The 20,169-nt window shown below is 72.2% G+C and carries 22 protein-coding genes; 6 read left to right on the top strand and 16 right to left on the bottom strand.

Features of this window, described 5'->3' with window-relative positions; translation table 11 throughout:
* Positions 1-35: 35 nt before the first annotated feature.
* From NBW76_RS12095 to dapA, 9 genes are all read right to left on the bottom strand, one after another.
* Positions 36-536 (bottom strand): GNAT family N-acetyltransferase, encoded by a 501-nt coding sequence (locus NBW76_RS12095; protein ID WP_056554236.1) that lies wholly within the window; start codon positions 534-536, stop codon positions 36-38.
* A gap of 215 nt (positions 537-751) precedes the next feature.
* Entirely contained in the window at positions 752-1,048 is a 297-nt protein-coding gene (locus tag NBW76_RS12100) for a helix-turn-helix domain-containing protein (RefSeq protein WP_055967504.1), read from the bottom strand.
* A gap of 53 nt (positions 1,049-1,101) precedes the next feature.
* Positions 1,102-1,614 (bottom strand): CinA family protein, encoded by a 513-nt coding sequence (locus tag NBW76_RS12105; protein WP_056554233.1) that lies wholly within the window; start codon positions 1,612-1,614, stop codon positions 1,102-1,104.
* 10 nt (positions 1,615-1,624) lie between these two features.
* The gene (gene pgsA, locus NBW76_RS12110; protein ID WP_055967498.1) at positions 1,625-2,263 is read right to left on the bottom strand and encodes a CDP-diacylglycerol--glycerol-3-phosphate 3-phosphatidyltransferase; all 639 of its coding nucleotides are present in this window, start codon (positions 2,261-2,263) and stop codon (positions 1,625-1,627) included.
* A gap of 29 nt (positions 2,264-2,292) precedes the next feature.
* A complete protein-coding gene (locus NBW76_RS12115) occupies positions 2,293-2,772 on the bottom strand; it encodes a hypothetical protein (protein WP_156364762.1) in 480 nt (159 codons plus the stop codon).
* A gap of 8 nt (positions 2,773-2,780) precedes the next feature.
* Complete coding sequence (locus NBW76_RS12120) at positions 2,781-5,285, bottom strand: DNA translocase FtsK (RefSeq protein ID WP_082481897.1); 2,505 nt, start codon at positions 5,283-5,285, stop codon at positions 2,781-2,783.
* Between the two features lie 276 nt (positions 5,286-5,561).
* Entirely contained in the window at positions 5,562-6,191 is a 630-nt protein-coding gene (locus NBW76_RS12125) for a sirohydrochlorin chelatase (RefSeq protein WP_055967492.1), read from the bottom strand.
* A gap of 278 nt (positions 6,192-6,469) precedes the next feature.
* Positions 6,470-8,149 (bottom strand): ribonuclease J, encoded by a 1,680-nt coding sequence (locus NBW76_RS12130; RefSeq protein ID WP_056554228.1) that lies wholly within the window; start codon positions 8,147-8,149, stop codon positions 6,470-6,472.
* 21 nt (positions 8,150-8,170) lie between these two features.
* On the bottom strand, positions 8,171-9,088 hold the full coding sequence (gene dapA / locus NBW76_RS12135) for a 4-hydroxy-tetrahydrodipicolinate synthase (protein ID WP_056554225.1): 918 nt from the start codon (positions 9,086-9,088) through the stop codon (positions 8,171-8,173).
* A 162-nt stretch (positions 9,089-9,250) separates the two neighbouring features.
* On the opposite strand from dapA, the gene NBW76_RS12140 reads away from it, so the two are divergent.
* Positions 9,251-10,057 carry a thioesterase family protein gene (locus NBW76_RS12140; protein WP_056554222.1) on the top strand — a complete coding sequence of 269 codons (807 nt, stop codon included), beginning with the start codon at positions 9,251-9,253 and terminating at the stop codon, positions 10,055-10,057.
* A gap of 56 nt (positions 10,058-10,113) precedes the next feature.
* Here NBW76_RS12140 and NBW76_RS12145 read toward each other — a convergent pair whose 3' ends face one another.
* A complete protein-coding gene (locus NBW76_RS12145) occupies positions 10,114-10,587 on the bottom strand; it encodes a DUF2306 domain-containing protein (protein ID WP_055967480.1) in 474 nt (157 codons plus the stop codon).
* Positions 10,584-11,018 carry a MarR family winged helix-turn-helix transcriptional regulator gene (locus NBW76_RS12150; protein WP_056554219.1) on the bottom strand — a complete coding sequence of 145 codons (435 nt, stop codon included), beginning with the start codon at positions 11,016-11,018 and terminating at the stop codon, positions 10,584-10,586. The genes NBW76_RS12145 and NBW76_RS12150 overlap by 4 nt, the downstream gene beginning before the upstream one ends.
* 97 nt (positions 11,019-11,115) lie before the next feature.
* Here NBW76_RS12150 and NBW76_RS12155 point away from each other — a divergent pair, with 97 nt between their 5' ends.
* A complete protein-coding gene (locus NBW76_RS12155; RefSeq protein WP_056554216.1) occupies positions 11,116-14,082 on the top strand; it encodes an EAL domain-containing protein in 2,967 nt (988 codons plus the stop codon).
* 25 nt (positions 14,083-14,107) lie between these two features.
* Here the strand turns inward: NBW76_RS12155 and NBW76_RS12160 are convergent, their stop codons facing one another.
* Complete coding sequence (locus NBW76_RS12160) at positions 14,108-14,611, bottom strand: dihydrofolate reductase (RefSeq protein ID WP_055967472.1); 504 nt, start codon at positions 14,609-14,611, stop codon at positions 14,108-14,110.
* 8 nt (positions 14,612-14,619) lie between these two features.
* Positions 14,620-15,432 (bottom strand): thymidylate synthase, encoded by an 813-nt coding sequence (locus NBW76_RS12165; protein WP_055967469.1) that lies wholly within the window; start codon positions 15,430-15,432, stop codon positions 14,620-14,622.
* 51 nt (positions 15,433-15,483) lie between these two features.
* Here NBW76_RS12165 and NBW76_RS12170 point away from each other — a divergent pair, with 51 nt between their 5' ends.
* Genes NBW76_RS12170 through NBW76_RS12185 form a run of 4 tightly spaced genes read left to right on the top strand, consistent with a single transcriptional unit; the run spans position 15,484 to position 17,499 of the window.
* Entirely contained in the window at positions 15,484-15,984 is a 501-nt protein-coding gene (locus NBW76_RS12170) for a hypothetical protein (RefSeq protein WP_056554213.1), read from the top strand.
* Entirely contained in the window at positions 15,978-16,496 is a 519-nt protein-coding gene (locus tag NBW76_RS12175; protein ID WP_055967464.1) for a GNAT family N-acetyltransferase, read from the top strand. Before NBW76_RS12170 ends, NBW76_RS12175 begins: the two co-directional genes overlap by 7 nt.
* Before the next feature lie 44 nt (positions 16,497-16,540).
* Positions 16,541-17,200 (top strand): AzlC family ABC transporter permease, encoded by a 660-nt coding sequence (locus tag NBW76_RS12180; protein WP_235492948.1) that lies wholly within the window; start codon positions 16,541-16,543, stop codon positions 17,198-17,200.
* Complete coding sequence (locus NBW76_RS12185; RefSeq protein ID WP_055967458.1) at positions 17,197-17,499, top strand: AzlD domain-containing protein; 303 nt, start codon at positions 17,197-17,199, stop codon at positions 17,497-17,499. The genes NBW76_RS12180 and NBW76_RS12185 overlap by 4 nt, the downstream gene beginning before the upstream one ends.
* Positions 17,500-17,506: 7 nt before the next feature.
* Here NBW76_RS12185 and NBW76_RS12190 read toward each other — a convergent pair whose 3' ends face one another.
* The 3 genes from NBW76_RS12190 to kynU are packed head-to-tail and all read right to left on the bottom strand — an operon-like array spanning position 17,507 to position 20,079.
* A complete protein-coding gene (locus NBW76_RS12190) occupies positions 17,507-18,109 on the bottom strand; it encodes an alpha/beta hydrolase (RefSeq protein ID WP_056554208.1) in 603 nt (200 codons plus the stop codon).
* Positions 18,109-18,858, bottom strand: coding sequence for a 4-hydroxy-tetrahydrodipicolinate reductase (gene dapB, locus NBW76_RS12195; protein WP_055967452.1), 750 nt, complete (start codon positions 18,856-18,858; stop codon positions 18,109-18,111). Before dapB ends, NBW76_RS12190 begins: the two co-directional genes overlap by 1 nt.
* 9 nt (positions 18,859-18,867) lie before the next feature.
* Entirely contained in the window at positions 18,868-20,079 is a 1,212-nt protein-coding gene (gene kynU, locus NBW76_RS12200; protein ID WP_056554205.1) for a kynureninase, read from the bottom strand.
* Positions 20,080-20,169 lie beyond the last annotated feature (90 nt).

Here is a 20,169-nt window from a genome sequence, read left to right on the forward strand (position 1 = left end):
GGCGACCTCGGAGCCGCTCGGGCCGTCCGTCGACCTCAGCCGAGCGCGACGATCGCGTCGAGCAGGTCGGCCTCGAGCGGCCGGTCCGCGTGCACGATGCGGTCGAGGCCGTCGGGGAACGGGGCCCGGTGCACCAGCTCGAGCCCGGCGAGCTCGCTGACCCGGCCGGAGGCGGGGTTCGACGACAGTGACCGCGCCACGACGGGCCAGTCCTCGCGGGTGCGGTGCGCGGCGCCCACGCCCACGCTGGCCACCCACGTGCCGAGGCCGTGGCCCCACACGCGAGGCGAGAGGCGGAAGCCGAGGTTCCACCAGCCGTCGCGGGGCATGGCGCCTCCGGTGCCGACGACCTCGCCGGCCACCAGGACCGCCCACTCCCCCAGGCCGACGTCGCGCCAGTCGCGCTCCGCACGCTCCGCCAGACCCACGCTCTGCGAGCGGTCCGTGAAGACGCCCGCGGGCAGGTGCCGCCAGGTGCCGGGGTCGGAGTAGACGGCGTGGACGGCGTCGACGTCGTCGAGGACGAGGGGTCGCAAGCCCCAGTCACTGGGATTCACCAATACCCCCGCCTCGTCGTCGCTGGTCGTACGTCCGTGACACCGCGGGACGGGCCGTGCCCCGGTCCTTCGATGCCGTCGGCCAGCATGCCAGGACCGTGACGCCGATCGCTTGGCAGGCTCGACCCCCACGCGACGTGAGGCCCCAAGCCGTGCGTCCGGGCTCGCCGGGCCCACGGTGTGGGGTCGGCGGGTCAGGCCGCGGAGACCTCGACCTCGCCGGGGGCGATGGACGACACGCTCGCGAGGTCGGTGGCCTCCTCGATGGCCAGCAGCGTGCTGACGTCGAGGAGCACCTTGCTCAGCGGCACCTCCAGGGCGGCGGCGAGGGCAGCCAGCAGCTCCGAACTGGGCTCCTTCTGGCCGCGCTCGACCTCGGAGATGTACCCGAGGGAGACCCGTGCCTTGGCGGAGACGTCGCGAAGGGTGAGCCCCTGGGCCATACGGCGGGCGCGCAGCACCTCACCGACCAGCTGCCTCATGGCCGTCATGGTCCACCTCCGTCCGCCGTGCTCCGTGAGAGATCAACGCATTCCTGCGAAGGTCAACGCGATGGGCTCGGGTGTGATTCCCGACTCTCTGGATCCAGCCTAGCGACCAGGTGCGACAGCGCCGCAGCGACCGTCGCCGCGCGGACCTCGTCGCGGTCGCCGGACAGCGCGAGCGGCACCGACACCTCCCGCGACCCCGGTCCGTCGATGCCGACGTGGACCGTCCCGGCGGACTTGCCCTCGCTCGGACCCGGCCCGGCCACGCCGGTGGTCGAGACGCCCCAGTCGGAGCCCAGCAGGTGGTGCACCGACGTGGCCATCGCGACGGCGACGTCGGGATCGACCGTGCCACGCGCGGCCACCAGGTCGGGGTCGACCCTCAGCACGTCCGTCTTCACCTGCGTGGCATAGGCGACGAGACCGCCGACGACCACGTCCGACGCCCCTGGCACGTCCACGAGGGCCGCGCACAGGAGCCCTCCCGTGAGGGACTCGGCGGTGGCGATCGTCTCGCCGCGCTCACGGAGCAGTCGCACGACCCGGACGGCGTCGGGGCCGGGACTCACGACTCGGGGCTCACGACTCTGGGCTCGGCGCCGACGCCTTCGCGTCCCGCCGCAGCACGATCGCGTCGCGCACGTACTGCACCGCCGTGACGATCGTGATGGCCAGGGCGGCCGCCATGATCACGTGCGTCGCCCATCGCAGCACGTCGCTGGCGGTGTTGTCCCACAGCTCGAAGGGGAGCACGTAGCCGCCGATCGCGAGGGCCTGGAGCGTGGTCTTGATGCGCCCGCCCTGGCTCGCCGGCATCACGCCGTACTTCTTGACCACGAACCGCATGAGCGTGATGCCCCACTCGCGCACCAGCAGCACGATCGTGACCCACCACCAGAGCACGCCAATGATCGACAGGCCGACGAACGCCATGCCGGTGAGCGCCTTGTCGGCGATGGGGTCGGCGAGCTTGCCGAAGTTGGTGACGAGGTTGCGGCTTCGCGCGAGGTCACCGTCGATGCGATCGGTGATCATCAGCAGCGAGAAGGCCACGAACGCCCAGACCCGCGTCGAGACGTCGGACCCGTCCTGCGTGAGCAGCAACCAGCCGAAGAGCGGCACGCCGACGATCCGCAGGACCGTGAGGGCGTTCGCGATGTTCAGGTTGCTGGGAGCGTGCTCGGGCGTCGGATCGTGGCTGGCGTCGGCCGGCTGCATGCATGCCTCTCGGTGGCGGGGCGGACGTTTCAGTATGGAGCAGGGCTCCGGCGCCTGGCCACCTGGACCTCGGCCTCCTCGGCCGAGACGGTCGTGCCGAGGCCCAGCGGGGCGGTGTAGATCTTCTGGCCGTCGGGGCTCACGACCTTGACCCGCGCGTCGAGCAGCCCCTCGCGCGGCTCGACGCGGATGTCGGCCATCTCGCTCCACAGCAGCCCGACCCAGCCGTCGCCGTCGCGCATCCTCACCCCGTGGGCGTCCGCCACGAACAACGGGGTACGCGCGTCGCGGACGCCCTGCAGCACCGCGAGGGAGAGCAGCGCGAGCACCGCGGCAGGCACCCACAGCAGCACGTCGTCCCGGTCCCAGGCCAGCCAGGCGAACCCGGCCGCGACCCCGAGCACGGCCAGCCCCAGGAGCGCGAACAGGGCGATCCGTCGACGGATCTCGAACGGCTCGTCGGAGGCGGGCTCCCCGGATCCTGGCGCGTCGGCACGCTCGTCGACCATGGGCACGCTCAGCCGACGCTGATCGAGGCGAGGACGTCCTCGAGGTCGTCGGGCTTGATCAGCACGTCGCGGGCCTTGGAGCCCTCGCTCGGGCCCACGACGCCGCGGCTCTCCATGATGTCCATGAGCCGGCCGGCCTTGGCGAACCCGACGCGCAGCTTGCGCTGCAGCATCGACGTCGAGCCGAACTGCGTGGTGACCACGAGCTCGACCGCCTGGATGACCAGGTCCATGTCGTCGCCGATGTCGTCGTCGAGGTCGCGCTTGGCCTGCGCGGGTGCCGTGACGTCGTCGCGGTAGCTCGGCTGCAGCTGCTCCTTGCAGTGCTTGACCACCTCCGCGATCTCCGCCTCGGTGATCCAGGCGCCCTGCATGCGCATCGACTTGTTGGCACCCATGGGCAGGAACAGTCCGTCGCCCTGCCCGACGAGCTTCTCGGCGCCCGGCTGGTCGAGGATCACGCGGCTGTCGGCGAGGGAGCTGGTGGCGAAGGCCAGACGGCTGGGCACGTTGGCCTTGATGAGCCCGGTGACCACGTCGACGCTGGGTCGCTGGGTGGCGAGCACCAGGTGGATGCCGGCGGCGCGCGCGAGCTGCGTGATGCGCACGACCGAGTCCTCGACGTCGCGCGGGGCGACCATCATGAGGTCGGCGAGCTCGTCGACGACCACCAGGAGGTACGGGTACGGGGTGAGCACGCGCTCGCTGCCCGGGGGCACCTTCACGGAGCCGGCGCGCACCGCCTTGTTGAAGTCGTCAACGTGCCGGAAGCCGAAGTTGGCGAGGTCGTCGTAGCGCTGGTCCATCTCGCGCACGACCCACTGGAGCGCCTCGGCCGCCTTCTTGGGGTTCGTGATGATCGGCGTGATGAGGTGCGGGATGCCCTCGTAGGCCGTCAGCTCGACCCGCTTGGGGTCGACCATGATCATCCGCACCTCGTCGGGCGTCGAGCGCATCAGCAGCGACGCGATCATGGAGTTGACGAAGCTCGACTTGCCGGAGCCGGTGGCGCCGGCCACCAGCAGGTGGGGCATCTTGGCGAGGTTGGCGACCACGAACCCGCCCTCGACGTCCTTGCCGAGGCCGATGACCATCGGGTGGTGGTCGCCGCGGGCCTTGGCCGAGCGGAGCACGTCGCCGAGGGAGACCATCTCCTTGTCGACGTTCGGGATCTCGACGCCGATCGCGGACTTGCCGGGGATCGGGCTGAGGATGCGGACCTCGTTCGAGGCCACGGCGTAGGAGATGTTCTTGCTCAGCGCGGTGACCTTCTCGACCTTGACGGCCGGTCCGAGCTCGACCTCGTAGCGGGTGACCGTCGGTCCGCGGGTGTAGCCGGTGACCTGGGCGTCGATCTGGAACTGCTCGAGGACCTCGGTGAGCCGCTCGACGACCTCGTCGGAGGCCGCGGAGCGCGCCTTGTGCGGGCTGCCCTCGCGCAGGACCGTGGAGTCGGGCAGGGAGTAGACGACGTCACCCGAGAGTGCGAGCTGCTCGGCGCGTGCCGGCAGCGGCTCCATGGGCGGCAGCACGACGTCGGTGGTGTCCTCGGTCTCCGGCGCGGCGTCGACCTCCATCGCACTCGCAGCCGCGGCCGCGGCGTCGGCCTCGGCCTTCTCGGCCTTGCGGCGACGTCGGGCCGAGACCTGGCGGTCCTCGTCGGGACCGTCGACGAGCGGGTTCTCGTACGGCTCGTCGGCCACGGTGCGGGGGTGACGCTTGCGCGGGCTCGCCTCCGGCTCCGCCTCGGCGTCCTCGACGTGACGTCCGAGGGCACGATCGCGGGCCTCCTGCAGTCGCGTGGGCACGGCGTGCAGGGGCGTGGCGGTGACGACGAGCAGGCCGAACAGGACGACGAGCACGAGGATCGGGGCCACGACGTACTCGGTGCGCAGCAGGTCCATGGGGATGGCGGAGAACAGGAACCCGACCGCTCCCCCGGCGTCGCGGACCTCGACCATGTCCTCCGGGCGCGGCACGCCGTGGGCGAGGTGCACGAGGCCGAGCACGCCACCGCAGATGGCCGACCAGCCGATGACCTGACGGCCCACGGGGCCGTTGCGGTCGGGGTGGCGCAGCGTGCGCCAGGCGATGACGGCGAACAGGATCGGCACGGCCCAGGCCAGCAGACCCACCGTGCCCGTGGTGGCGGCACGCACCGCGTCGGCCACCGGACCGGGGACCTGCCACCAGACGGCGGCGGCCACGACGATGGCGAGCGCGACGATGCCGAACCCGACGCCGTCACGGCGCTGCTCGGGCTCCAGCTCGGCCGCGGAGTGCCCGATGCTGCGCGCGACCGCGCCGACGGCTCCGGCGATGCCCAGCCAGACGGCTGCGCAGGCACGGGCGAGCCCGCCGAGCACCGCGGCCACGGGACCGGGTCCGGTGCGCCGCGGGGCAGGCTTGCGCGCCGCGGGCTTGCGCTTCGCGGTGCTGCGGGAGGCAGGCTTCTTGCGGGCCTGGCTGCCGGACGGCCGCTTGCGCGGCGGGGAAGACGTTCGGGTCGCCATGGCGAGAGCCTAAACCAGAAGTCGAGGGTCGGCGTGCACCCACGCCGTCGACCCGGCGGGGATTCCCGGCGTGTCAGAGGTAGGCGTCGCACCTGTCGAGACCGCCCTTCGGTGCGAGACCTACCTCTGACGGCGCGGATACGTGCGTCACCTACCTCTGACGGCCCGAGCACGGCCCGAGGACAGCCCGCTAGAGCGGCCCCGCTCGAGGCCGGGGCAGCGCAGCCGCAGGTCGTCGTGGAGACCGGAGGCAGCGCAGCCGCCGGACGACCGACCTCAGAGCGCTGCGACGCCGAGACCGAGGGCCTGGTGGAACCGAGCGAGCACGAGGTCGACGACCCGTCGGTCGGGCAGCCCGCCGTCGAGCACGGGTGCCGTCACCAGGTCGGCACCGCAGTGGCGCAGCATGTCGGCGTCGCGACCCGGGGTCAGCACGTAGGACGAGACCACCACCCGCTGGCCGTAGGCCCGCGCGATGTCGACGGCGTCGGTGAGCGGCGTGTCCTTCCCGCCGATGGAGCCGATGTGCACCGGCCCGCCCCACACGGCGCTGACCAGCCGCGCCATCCGGGAGTAGCCCGTGATCGCCGCGTCGTCATGGGCTCCGGAGACACCCAGGACGATCGTGTCGTCCTTGCGGGCCCCTGCCTCGATCAGTCGCTGCACGCACAGCTCGGCCAACGTCCAGTCCGGGCCGATCGGGTGCGCGACCACGAGGGACGGGTCGTGCCGGGAGGCGGCCGACAGCGCGCCCGCCACGGCGGTCCCTCCGGTCAGCGTCAGCGGCACCGCCACCCGCACGGGCGGCCACGCGTCGTCGAGGGCCATCAGGTCGACCGGGGTGTCGCGCACGTCGACCGACGGAGCGTCGCGTCGCACGGCGTTGACCAGGCCCTGGAGGGCCACCCGTTCGGCCGGATCGGCATGCCCGGATGAGCAGGCGAGCAACACCTCGTCGGACCTGCGTGACGTCACTGACCAACCCCCTCGTGCGGGGAGATCGGCGTACGGCCGGCACCGTCGTGCGTAACGACGCTGCCGGCCGCAACCGGTGTCCCACCACGGTTCGGCCCCGCGCCGAACTCTTGATGACGACGTTAGTCAGCGCGTGTTTCGGCACCACCGCCCACAGGTTTCACCTGCGTAACAGTCCGAAGGTCCTCGATCGGACCGGGTCGGACGGCTCAGGCCTCGAGCACGATGGGGATGATCATGGGCCGACGCCGCAGCTTCCGGCCGGCGAACGAGCCGAGCACACGGCGCACGACCTGCTGCAGCTGCTGCGTGTCGTGCGTGCCCTCGCGCAGCGCCTGCTCCACCGCGTCGACGATCTTGGGCGTGATCTCGTCGAAGACGGAGTCGTCCTCGGCGAGACCGCGCGCGTGCACCTCCGGGCCCGTGACGATCTTGCCGTTCGTGGAGTCGACCACCACGACGACGGAGATGAAGCCCTCGTCGCGCAGGATCCGACGGTCCTTGAGCTCGCTGTCGGTGATCTCGCCGACCGAGGAGCCGTCGACGTAGACGTAGCCGCACTGGACCGCGCCGACCACGGACGCGTGCCCGTCGACCAGGTCGACGACGTACCCGTCCTCGGCCAGCAGCACGTTCGGCACGCCCGTCTGCGTGGCCAGCGCGGCGTTGGCGTGCAGGTGGCGGATCTCCCCGTGCACCGGCAGCACGTTGGTGGGCTTGACGATGTTGTAGCAGTAGAGGAGCTCGCCGGCCGACGCGTGCCCGGACACGTGCACCAGGGCGTTGCCCTTGTGGACCACGCGCGCGCCGATCTTGGTGAGCCCGTCGATGACGCGGTAGACGGCGTTCTCGTTGCCCGGGATGAGCGAGGACGCCAGCAGGACCGTGTCGCCCGGCTCGAGGCTGACCTGGGGGTGGCTGCGGTTGGCGATGCGCGACAGGGCGGCCATGGGCTCGCCCTGGGAACCGGTGGACATCAGCACCATCTTCTCCGGCGGCGCGGCGTCGATCCGGTCGACGACGACCCCGTCGGGCACGTGCAGGTACCCCAGGTCGCGGGCGATCTGCATGTTGCGCACCATCGAGCGTCCGACGTAGGCGACCTTGCGGCCGTGCTTGGCGGCGGCGTCGAGGACCTGCTGCACCCGGTGCACGTGCGAGGCGAACGAGGCGACGATGACGCGCTGCGTGCTGGACGCGAACACCGCGTCGATCGCCGGGGTGATGTTGCGCTCGGCCACCGTGAACCCGGGCACGTCGGCGTTGGTGGAGTCGGTGAGGAAGAGGTCGACACCGGCCTCGCCGAGCCGCGCGAAGGCGCGCAGGTCGGTGATGCGGCCGTCGAGCGGCAGCTGGTCCATCTTGAAGTCGCCCGTGTGCAGCGCGACGCCCGCGGGCGTCTTGACCGCGACGGCGAGGGCGTCGGGGATCGAGTGGTTGACGGCCACGAACTCGAGCTCGAACGGCCCCAGGTGCAGCGTCTCGTTCTCGGCCACCACGTGCTGCGGCACGTCGCGCAGCCGGTGCTCGCGCAGCTTCGGCTCGACGAGGGCCAACGTCAGCCTCGAGCCGACCACGGGGATGTTCCCGCGCTCGCGCAGCAGGTACGGCACACCGCCGATGTGGTCCTCGTGGCCGTGGGTCAGCACGACGGCGACCACGTCGTCGAGCCGTTCCCGGATGGGGCCGAAGTCGGGCAGGATCAGGTCGACGCCCGGGTGGTGCTCCTCGGGGAACAGCACGCCGCAGTCGACGATCAGCAGCTTGCCGCCGAACTCGAAGACGGTCATGTTGCGACCGATCTCGCCGAGTCCGCCGAGCGGGGTGACGCGCAGGGTGTTCGAGCCCAGGGCCGGGGGCGGGCCCAGCTCCGTGTGCATGTGACTCAAGGAGTTCGTCCGTTCAGTCGATCAGGTCTGGTCGATCAGGTGGGAGGCGGCGAGGGCGTCGCGCAGCATGGCGACCTCGTCCTCCGTGGCCTCGGGCAGGGGCGCGCGGGTCGTGCGGTTGTCGAGCACGCCCAGGATCTGCAGCACGGCCTTGGCCGTGATGACGCCCTGGGTGACGGTCATCATCGCCCGGTCGATGGGCAGGAGCTGCCGCTGGATGGCGCGAGCCTCGTCGAGGTCGCCTGCGTCGACCGCGGCGACCAGGTCGGCGAGACGACGGGGCGCGGCGTGGGAGACGACGCTGACGATGCCGCTGGCTCCGTACGCGAGCCAGCCGAGGTTCAGCGAGTCGTCGCCGGAGTAGATCGTGATGCCGGTCTCGCGCATGAGCCACGCACCGCGGTTGAAGTCGCCGACGGCGTCCTTGACCGACAGCACGAGCGGGTTCCTGCGCAGCTCGACGTAGGTCTCGGTCGCCAGCATGACTCCGCTGCGTCCGGGGATGTCGTAGAGCATCACCGGGACGTCCTCGCCGGCCTCGGCCACGGTGTTGACGTGCGCGACGATGCCCGACTGCGGCGGCTTGGAGTAGTAGGGCGTGACGACCAGCAGGCCGTGGGCGCCGGCCTTGCGGGCCTGCTGCGCCAGCTGCACGGAGTGACGGGTGTCGTTCGTGCCGACACCGGCCACCACGGTGGCACGGTCACCGACGGCCTCGACGACGGCGGCCAGCAGCTGTCCGTCCTCCTCGACCGTGGTGGTGGGCGACTCGCCGGTGGTGCCGCTGACGACGAGGCCGTCGTTGCCGTGGTCGACCAGGTGCTTCGCCACCTTCTGCGCCGCAGCGAGGTCGAGGTCGCCGTCGGGCGTGAACGGCGTGACCATGGCGGTCAGGACGCGCCCGAACGGCGCGGCGTCGCTGGCGAGCGGGGAGGTCATGGACCGAGGTTACCGCTCGACGCTGCGGCGTCCGGTCCGGCCCGCTGAGCACGCAGGAGGATGCGACCGGGTCGATCAGGTCGTCCAGGTGCCTCGTCGCGCGACGTCCACGTGCGGCACCGCGCGTGCGGGCCAGGCAAGGCGCGTCGCTACCGTCAGCCCATGACGACGTACGAGCTCGACCGTGCCATCGCCTCGACACCCGGCGACGACGGCCTGCGCCACCTCGTCCTCACCGCGGACTGGAACACCCCCAACGGGACGGCCAACGGCGGCTACGTGCTCGCCGTGCTCGCCCGCGCCACGCTCGACGAGGCCGCCACCACCGCCCCTGCGCACCCTGACCTGCTCACCGTCTCGGTGAGCTACTTCAAGCCGCCGACGCCGGGCGATGCCGCGGTGGAGGTGACCACGTTGCGCGTCGGTCGACGCGTGTCGGTCCACCAGGCAGTGCTCCTGCAGAACGGCGCCACTGTCGCGCACGCGGTCATCTCCCTGCACGACTGGGACGCCGCCGGCTCGGCCGAGCACACGCCGCACGGCGCGCCCCCCGTCGGCGGGCCCGACGACGGCGTCGACGTCTCCGGGTACGTGCCGTCCGGCGCGGTCCCGATCGTCGACCGGTACGAGGTCCGTCTGCCCGAGGTCCCCGGCTGGCTGCGCGGCGAGCCGAGCGGCGATCCCGAGGCCAGCGTGTGGGTCCGACCCAAGGACGGCCGACCGATCGACGCCGTCGCGGCCGCTGCCATCGTCGACGGCTACCCGCCCGTCACGGCCGAGCTCGGACTCCTGGCCTCCGCCACCGTCCAGCTGACCGTGCACCTGCGCCGCCGCCCCGAGACGGCGTGGGCGCTGATGCACGTGACGACCCGCCACGTGGTGCACGGCTACCACGACGAGGACGTCGAGCTCTGGGACGACCAGGGCCGCCTCGTGGCACAGAGCCGGCAGCTCGCCGTCCTGTCCTGACCTTCGGGGCCCACGCCTCCGGCGCGGCTCTCAGGACTGGTGGCCAGGGCAGGTCGTCAGGGCTGGGGCACGACGGCGGCGTCGACGACGCGCCCGACGCCGATGACGGCGGCCGCGGTCGCCAGGACGGCCAGACCCGCGACACCTGCGGTGACGGCGTCGTGCACCACGAGCTGCGGGATCGCGCGGTCCGGCACCGCCGCCGCGGCGATGCCGGCACCCACCAGCCCGATCCAGTTGCCCGTCATGGCAGACCGGTGGTCGCGGATACGACCTTGCCGTGCGCCGAGGATGCCGAGCGGAACCGTGACCAGCGTGACCACCGAGAGCGCGTGCAGGGCACTGAAGTGCCCGGGCCGGATCTCCTGGATCCAGAACGACGAGGCGGCCACGAACATCAGCGCGACGACCCACACCCGCCCGGCCACGCGATGCCCCTGGGTGCCGCGCGGGCCCCGGAAGAGCTGCCACGCCCCGACCAGGAGCGCGACGACGGCGGCGAAGGCATGGGTGGCGATCAGGGGTGTCATGACAGCTCCGGCTTCAGGAGGGCGAGCAGGGGGTCGGTGACCGAGCGCACCTGGTCGGCGGTGACGGTGGTCGCGGCCAGGAGCTGCTCGAACGAGGACTCCAGCAGCCGTCCCCCGTCGGCGACGAGCGTGGATCCCGCGTCGGTGAGCTGCACGACTCGACGATTGCCCGCCCCGTCCGTCCGGGTCGCGGTGACGAGCCCGGCCGCGACCAGCGACTGCACCATCCGACTGGCCGCGGGTGCGGAGACGCCACGGGCGCCGGCGAGCTCGACCTGCGTGGGCGCGCCGAGCACCTGGATCGTGACCAGGGTCAGGAACCGGCCGTAGCTGATGTCGAACGACTCGCCGAGCATGCGGTCGGCCGCGGCGTCGAGCGCCGAGACGAGAGTGTGCAGCCGGTAGGCCGGTTGCGTCGGGTCGTAGGCCACCCGACCATGGTGCACAGATTAAGTTACCTACGTCAATATGCAGTCGTCAGTGGTCTCAGGTCCACCACGTGACCCCGGCTCGCTCCTACCCTGAGCCATGACGAGGGACACCCGCGCCACGCCGGTCGAGGACCGACCGACCCTGCGCACCGCCGCCCCGTTCGTCGCGGTCGGCACGCTCGGCCTCCTCGGCCTCCTCGTACCGCCCCACCCGGAGTCGACGACACCCGTGCAGCCGTGGCACGTGGTGGCACTCTTCGCCGTCACCCTCGCGATCCTCGCTCGCAGCCTCACGTCGCCGGTACGCACCTGGGCCGATCCCGGTGCCCCGCTGTTCTTCTTCGTGGTGATCGCCGCCGCGCGCGAGGTGAGCGGCGGCGCCATGGGCGGCGGGGGCGGGCTCGTCGCGCTCCCCGTCCTGTGGTTGGCCCTGTTCGGTCGCCGCAAGGACCTCTGGCTCTCTGCCCTGGCCACCCTGGTGCTCTTCCTGGTGCCCGCGCTGCTCATCGGCGATCCGCGCTACCCCACCAGCGGGTGGCGGATGGCCCTCATCTGGACGGGCGTCTCCCTCTTCATCGGCCCAGCCATCCAGGACGTCGTGCGCCGTCTCGCCGTCGAACGGCGCGAGCACCAGCAGGCTGCGGCCGAGGCGCGCGGCCTGCTGGGAGGCGCGCGACTGAGCAGCATGGTCGCGACCGACCGCGCCGGGTTGATCACGTCCTTCGGCGTGGGGGCCGAGCACCTCCTGGGGTACCGAGCCGTCGAGGTCGTGGGACGCGTGAACGTCTCGTCGTTGCACGACCCGAAGGAGCTCGCGGCCACCGCGACGGCCCGCGACAGCGACCCGGGGCACGTCCTCGCCGAGCTCGCCGCCGAGGACGCGCCGAGCCAGGTCTGGACCTACCTGCGCGCCGACGGGACGAGGATCTTCGTGCGCCTCGCGGTCACCGAGCTCCGCCACGACGACGGCACCGTGGTCGGCTACCTCCACGTCGCCATCGACGCGACTGCCGCGGTCTCGGACCAGCGCCGGCTCGCGGCCGCAGAAGCCCGATGGCGCACGGTGATGGACCAGCTGCCGGACGCGACGGTCGTCGTCGTCGACCCGTCGATGACCATCGAGCTCGTCGCCGGGGCCGGGGCCATGCGTCAGGGGATCGAGGGCAAGGTGGGTCAGCCGCTCGATGCCTTCTCGGGACCGGTCAACATGGCGATCTGGAACCGGCTCGTCCCGCTCGCCATCGACGGCACCACGTCGGAGGAGGACCTCGCGGCGACCCGCACCGGGGACGAGCACCACGTCGTCGTCACGCCCCTGGACACGGCGGACGGTCCACGCGCACTGATCGTGGCGCGCGACGTCAGCGCGGAGCGTCGGCGTGAGCGCGAGGTGGCTCGGGCCCGGGACCGCGCCGAGCACCTCTTCCTGGACGCGCCGCACGGCATCGCCGTCCTCGACGCCGACGGTGTCGTCCTCGAGGTGAACGGCGCACTCGAGCGGATGCTGCCGCTCCCCGCGGGAGCGCTCGTGGGCCGGAACCTCGTCGACCTCTCCCCCGACCCGGAGTCCAGCCGACGCCTCCTGGCCGAGCTCGACGAGAGCCCGGCGCGCCTCGCGACCACGTCGTGGACGTGGGAGTCCAACGACGACCACGTGGTCCACCTCTCCCTGTCGCTGGCACGACTGCGAGCCGACGAGGACACGTCGTCGGCCGACATCATCGTCAACGTCGTCGACGTGTCGGACCGCCAGCGCTACGAGCTCCAGCTCACCCACATGGCCGACCACGACGCACTCACCGGTCTGGTGAACCGGCGCCGCTTCGACCGCGACCTCGAACGCCACCTCGTGGAGTGCCGCCGCACGGGGGCACGCGGCGCGCTCCTCCTGCTGGACCTGGACCACTTCAAGGAGGTGAACGACACGCTCGGGCACCGGGCCGGCGACGAGCTGATCTCCTCGGTCGCCGCGGTCCTGCGCCGCGAGCTGGGGGACGCGGACATCGTGGCGCGACTCGGCGGCGACGAGTTCGGAGTGCTCCTGCCGTCCGCGGGACCGGAGGAGGCGTCAGCGCTCGCGAACCGACTCGTCGAACGCATCCGCGACCACACGGCGACCCTCGACGGGACGCGGCGGCGGGTCACGGCCAGCGTGGGAGTCCTGCCGATCACCTACGCCGACAGCCTGTCCGGTGACGACGCCCTCGCGACGGTCGACATGCTCATGTACGACGCCAAGGACGCAGGCCGCGACCGGGCCGCCGTGCTCGGTGTCGCCCTGAACGAGGTCCCCCGTCTCGGGGCGCGACTGCGCTGGCGCGAGCGCCTCGAGCACGCGCTCGAGCACGACGACTTCGAGCTCCACCTCCAGCCGATCCAGCACGTCGCGTCGGGACGGATCACCGGCGCAGAGGCGCTGCTGCGCATGCGGGACCCCGACGGGGCTCTCGTGATGCCCGGCCGATTCCTCTACATCGCAGAACGTGCGGGTCTCATCGCGGCCCTCGACCGCTGGGTCCTTGCCCATGCGCTGCCGATCCTGACCGACCTGCAGCGGGTCCGGCCGGGCTTCGTGCTCGAGGTGAACGTGTCCGGGCTGACGATCGGCGATCCCGAGCTGGAACGGATGATCGTCTCGGCAGCCACCTCGGGTGCCTTCCCACCGCAGTCACTCGTGCTGGAGATCACGGAGACGGCGGCGGTCTCCGACCTCGAGAACGCGCGTGGTTTCGCCCGACGGGTCGCGTCGACCGGATGCCGGCTGGCCCTCGACGACTTCGGCGCGGGGTTCGGGTCCCTCTCCTACCTCAAGCACCTCGACTTCGACCTGCTCAAGATCGACGGCGAGTTCGTGGCCGACTCGCACCGCAACGGTGTCGACCGGACGATCCTGCGATCGGTGGTGGCCATGGCGAAGGCGCTCGGCAAGGAGACGGTCGCGGAGTTCGTGGCCGAGGGAGCCGTCCTCGACGTGGCGCGCGCCGAGGGCGTCGACTTCGCCCAGGGGTACGTGATCGGGCGTCCGGTCCACCACGACGACTTCGCGGCGACCTACCTCGACTGAGGCCCGGGGCCGACGGCGCGCCGGGTCAGGCGCGCACGTAGGTGACGATGTCGAACGGCACCCGCTCGGGCTCCGGTCCGACGTGCGGGACCCGGCCCGCCTCGTGCCAGCGCTCCCAGTCGATCCGCGGGAAGTACGTGTCGCCGTCCGGCGCCGCGGCCACGCGGGTGACCACCAGGACGTCGACCAGGTCGCGCTCGAGCGCCGCAGCGTAGACCTGGGCGCCACCGACCAGGAACACCTCGTCGTCGAGCGACCGGGCGCGGTCGAGCGCCTCGTCGAGGGAGTGCGCCACCTCGACACCCTCGGCGCTCCACCGCGCGTCGCGGGTGACGACGATGGTGGTGCGGCCCGGCAGCGGCCGGCCGATGGACTCGTACGTGGCCCGCCCCATGACCATCGGGTGGCCGAGCGTGAGCCGCTTGAAGTGGGCCAGGTCCTCGGGGAGCCGCCAGGGCAGGGCGCCGTCGACCCCGATCACCCGGTTGGCGCCCATCGCGACGACGAGCGTGGTGGTGGCGGTAGTCATGCGTGTGCTCAGACGGCGATCGGTGCCTTGATGCCCGGGTGGGGGTCGTACCCGGTGACCTTGACCGAGTCCAAGGTGAACCCGTCGATGCTCGTGACCGACGGGTCCAGCCACAGCTCGGGCAGGGGGCGCGGCTCGCGCTCGAGCTGCAGGCGGGCCTGGTCGAGGTGGTTGAGGTACAGGTGCGCGTCGCCGAAGGTGTGGACGAAGTCACCCACCCGCAGCCCGGCGACCTGCGCGACCATGTGCGTGAGCAGCGCGTAGGACGCAATGTTGAACGGCACGCCGAGGAAGACGTCGGCCGACCGCTGGTAGAGCTGGCACGACAGGCGGCCCGGGCCCCCGTCGTCGGCCGGTGCGACGTAGAACTGGAAGAAGGCGTGGCAGGGCGCGAGCGCCATGGCGGGCAGGTCGGCCACGTTCCAGGCGCTGACGATGTGGCGCCGGGAGTCCGGGTCGGCCTTCAGCGACTCGATGACACCCACCAGCTGGTCGATCGTCTCGCCGTCCGGCGTCGGCCACGAGCGCCACTGGTGGCCGTAGACCGGCCCGAGGTCGCCGTTCTCGTCGGCCCACTCGTCCCAGATGGTGATGCCGTTCTCGCGGAGCCACCGGGTGTTGGTGTCGCCCGAGACGAACCAGAGGAGCTCGCCGACGACCGACTTGAGGTGCACCTTCTTGGTGGTGACCAGCGGGAACCCGGCCGTGAGGTCGAAGCGCATCTGGTGCCCGAACACGCTGCGGGTGCCGGTTCCGGTGCGGTCGCCCTTCTCGACGCCCTCGTCGAGGATCCGGCGGACGAGGTCGAGGTAGGCCTGCATGCTCCGGAGGATACCCGCCGACGCCGACAGGTCCTGTGCGAAACTCTGGTCGTGCCCCTCGCCGAGTACGAGGCCTCCCCGCAGGAGGTCCGCCGCTTCGCCCTCCTGCAGATCGGTCTGACCGCAGGCTTCATGACGCTGATCTTCCTGGCCCTCGGTGGCACCGACGCCGATCTTCCGCCGTGGTGGCTGCTGGCGGTGCTGCTGCTGGTGGTCGTGGTCGCCGCCGTGCTCTCCGAACGAGTCTGGCTGCAGGCCTCCCCGCTCGATCCCGACGACGACCCCGACGACCTCGAGCGCCGCGCGATCGGCATCTACGCCGCGCAGACGGTGCGCAAGCTGATGTTCTGCGAGGCGTCCGTGCTGCTGGCGATCCTCGTCTCGTTCGTGGGCACCTGGGGCGGCTGGCCGATCCTGCTCGCCGGGGTCCCGGGCCTGTTCCTGCTGGGCTTCGAGACGTGGCCCGGCCTGCGCAACCTGACCATGACCGCTGCGATGCTCGAGGCCGAGGGCGCCGAGACACGACTCGTCGAGAGCTTCCGGTCGTGGTGACCGCCGACGTGAGCGTCCGGCTCGCCTGGCCCGACGACGTGGCGGCGATCGCGACCGTCCAGCAGGCCGCCTGGCGTGACGCCTTCGGGGACATGACCACCGTCGACGTCGCCCCGGCGTGGCACGCACTCCTCACGACTCCCCCGGACGCTCGCGCCCGGGTGCTCGTCGCGCTCGAGCAGGCCACGCTCCGCGGGGTGGCCTTCGTGCACCCCTGCCACGACCCCGACGCCGACCAGGTCGCCGACGGCGAGGTCGGCGAGCTGCTGGTCGACCCCGGCCACCGCGGCGAGGGTCACGGCTCGCGGCTGCTCCAGGCCGCCATCGACACGTTGCGCGCCGACGGCTTCGAGCGAGCCCGGTGGTGGCTGCCCACGACCGACGACGCCCTGCGAGCCTTCGTGGTCGGCACCGGGTGGGCCGCCGACGGGGCCCACCGTGAGCTCGCCGACGAGACCGGCGCCCACACCGTGAAGCAGGTGCGACTCGTCACCTCGTTGGTCGAGGAGTGAGCGACCGCTCCCCCGAACCATCCAGTGCCGCCCGTCGCCGAGTCGTGGCCGACTCCCTGGGGGTCGGCGTGGCCACCGGTCTCTACGGCGTCTCGTTCGGCGCCCTGGGCACCGCGTCGGGACTCAGCGTCCTGCAGACGTGCGTGCTGTCCCTGGTGGCCTTCACCGGTGCCTCCCAGTTCGCCTTCATCGGCGTGGTCGCGGCCGGCGGAGCTCCGCTGACCGGTGCCCTCACGTCCGTGCTGCTGGGCACGCGCAACCTGTTCTACGGTCTCAGCCTCGCCTCGATCCTGCGTCTCACCGGGGTGCGGAGGACCCTGGGCGCGCACCTCGTGATCGACGAGTCGACGGCCGTCGCCGTCGCCCAGCGCGACCACGTCCTCGGCAGGCTCGGGTTCTGGTGGACCGGCGCCTCGATCTACCTGTTGTGGAACCTGTCGACCCTCGCCGGCGCGCTCGCGGGCACCGCGATCGGCGACCCCCGCACCTACGGGCTCGACGCCGCGGTCGGCGCGGCGTTCCTGGCCCTGCTCTGGCCACGCCTGTCCGGAGCACTCGCCCGGGTCGTCGCGCTGGTCGGCGCCGGGGTGGCCCTGGGCCTGGTGCCGCTCTCCCCCGCCGGCGTGCCGATCATCGCCGGCGGCGCGGTGGCCGTCGCGGCAGGCCTGCTGCTGCGTGACCGGCTCGGACGGCCCGCGTCGTGAGCGCCACCTGGCTGGGCATCGTGCTCACGTGCGTCGGCTGCTACGCCCTGAAGCTCGCCGGGCTCTCGGTGCCGGAGCGGGTCCTCGAGCACCCCGCCACCCGACGTGCCGTCGACCTGATCCCGGTGGCTCTTCTCGGTGCCCTGGTGGCCGTGCAGGTGCTGGCCGATGGACAGCGCGTCGCCGTCGACGCGCGCCTCGCCGCCCTCGCCGTGGCGGCGGTGCTGCTGGTGCTGCGTGTGCCGTTCCTCGCCGTGGTGGGGGCAGCAGCCCTCAGCGCCGCCCTCCTGCGTCTGTAGCCCCGGGTCAGCTGACCACGACGGCGGCGACGTCCTCGGCGTGGTCCTCGACGACGGAGAAGTGGTCGGCGTCGAGCTCGTGCAACGTCGTGGGCCAGCCCGCGTGGTTCCACTGCCGGTGGACGGCGCGCACCTCGTCGATCGGTGTCCGCTCGTCACGCAGCCCGGTCACGAACGCGACCGTCGTCCCGCGCGCCACCGGTGGCGACGCCGGTCCGAGCATCGCGCCGCTGATCGGGTCGGCGCGAGGGAACGGAGCGGCGGCGACGCAGACCGTACGTGCGAGGCCGACCCCGAGCCGTCGCTGGTTCAGGGTGAGGCTCGCTGCTGCGACGCCCCCGCGGGACCAGCCGACGAGCACCAGACCGTCGGGATCATGGTCAGCGGTCTCCCGGGCGAAGCGTAGGGAGGTCAGCAGGTCGGCGCGTCCGCCGTCCGAGGAGGTCACGTCCCAGTCCGGCGTGACGGTCCGGTGCCCGGACGTCGCCACGGCGGTGGCGAGTCGGGCGAGGGCGTGGCGCTCGTTCGGGCCGGAGCCGTGCCAGAGCAGGACGGTGGGACCGTCGCCGACGACGTCCGCCACCCGACCGGGCGCGTACGCGACCTCCATCAGTCGCCGAGGCCGAGGACCACGTCGAGACCGACGGTGACACCCGGCCGGTCGGCCACGTGACGCACGGCCGCCACCACGCCGGGCATGAACGACTCCCGCGTGGACGAGTCGTGCCGCAGGCTCAGGATCTCCCCCTCGCCGCCCAGGAGCACCTCCTGGGACGCGACGAAGCCACGCGAGCGCACGGCGTGCACCGTGATCCCGTCGACCTGGGCACCCCGAGCACCGTCGGGGTCGGTGGTGGTGGCGTCGGGGACCGGCGGCGAACCGGCCTCGGCGCGGGCGGCCGCGATCAGCTCGGCCGTGCGGACGGCCGTCCCCGAGGGGGCGTCGACCTTCGCAGGGTGGTGCATCTCGATCACCTCGACGGACTCGAAGAAGGGCGCGGCCGTGGCGGCGAAGCGCATGAGGAGCACCGCGCCGATGGAGAAGTTGGGCACCACGAGCACCGAGACCCCGGTGCGCTCGTGGACGGCCGTACGCACCGACCGCAGCCGCTCGCCGTCGAATCCCGAGGTGCCCACGACCACGTGCACCCCGCGCTCGATGCACCACAGGACCTGGTCGAGCGCGACGTCGGGCGTGGTGAAGACGAGGGCCACCTCGGCTCCGGACTCCCCCACCAGGTCGATGGAGTCGCCGACGTCGACCTGGGCGACGACCTCGATCCCGTCGGCGGCGTCGAGCGCCTCGACGGAGGTCGAACCCATGCGCCCACGGGCGCCCAGCACGGCTACACGAGTCATGACCTCAGGCTATCGAGCGAGCACGTCGCGCAGCACCACGAGCCCGGCGTGCAGCTCCGCGAACGACGTGGTGAGGGGCGCGAGCCCGAGCCTCACCAGGTCGGGCTCGCGGAAGTCGGGCACCACGCCACGGTCCACCAGCGCTGCCGTGACGGCGCGCGCGTCGGGGACCCGCACGGTCACGTGACCACCGCGACGTGCCGCGTCACGCGGTGTGACCACCTCGACCGGACTGCCGTCGGCGGCCAGCACGTCGAGCGCGTCGATCGCGAAGGTCGTGAGCAGCACCGACTTGACCCGCACTGCGTCCACGCCCGCCTCGGCGGCCATGGCCGCACCCTCGCGCACCGCCAGCAGGCCGGCGACGTTCGGCGTCCCCGACAGCAACCGACGTGCGTCCACGGCGGGGCGGTAGTCGTCGGCCATGGCGAAGAGGTCGTCGGCGCTCCACCAGCCCGGCAGCGGCTGCTCGAGCACGGGGAGGTGGCGAGCCGCCGCGTACAGGAACGCCGGTGAGCCCGGTCCACCGTTGAGGTACTTGTAGGTGCAGCCGACCGCGAGGTCCACGCCCGCGGCGTCGAGCGCGGTGGGCACCACCCCGACCGAGTGGCACAGGTCCCACACGACCAGGGCACCGGCCGCGTGCACCCGGTCGGTGAGCGCGGCCAGGTCCAGCAGGGCGCCGGACCGGTAGTCGACGTGGCTCAGCAGCACGACGGCAGTGCGCTCGTCGAGCACGGCGTCCAACGAGTCGGTCAGGTCGCCCTCGGCGTCACGCTCGATCGTGACCAGCTCCATGCCACGGGCTGCCGCCACGTGCGACGCCAGGTAGCGGTCGGTCGGGAAGTCGCCGGCGTCGACGACGATCCGGCTGCGTCCGGGCACGATCGACGCCGCGGCGTGCAGGGCCTTCGCGATGCAGATCGACGTCGAGTCGGCCACCACCGTCTGACCGGGTGCGGCACCGACGAGGGCGCCCACCTCGTCGCCCACCTCGACCGGCAGCTCGGTCCAGCCCTCCGACCAGCCACGGATCAGACGGCTGCCCCACTCGTCACGCACGAACGAGGCGAGGCGCTCTCGCGTGCGCAGAGGCAGCCGACCCAACGAGTTGCCGTCGAGGTAGGCCACCATGTCGGCGTCGAGCACGAACTGCTGGCGGTACACGGCCAGCGGGTCGGCAGCATCGAGCGCGGCGGCGCGCTCACGGAAGTCGGTCATCTCGCGGATCGTCTCACGCCGAGGGCCGTGACCCCACCTCCCGGTCGACCGCCCGGACCGAACGCGACGAGGCCCCCACCCCCGAAGGGG

Origin of the sequence: Aeromicrobium sp. Leaf245, assembly GCF_942548115.1 — a bacterium.
Taxonomy (GTDB): Bacteria; Actinomycetota; Actinomycetes; order Propionibacteriales; family Nocardioidaceae; genus Aeromicrobium.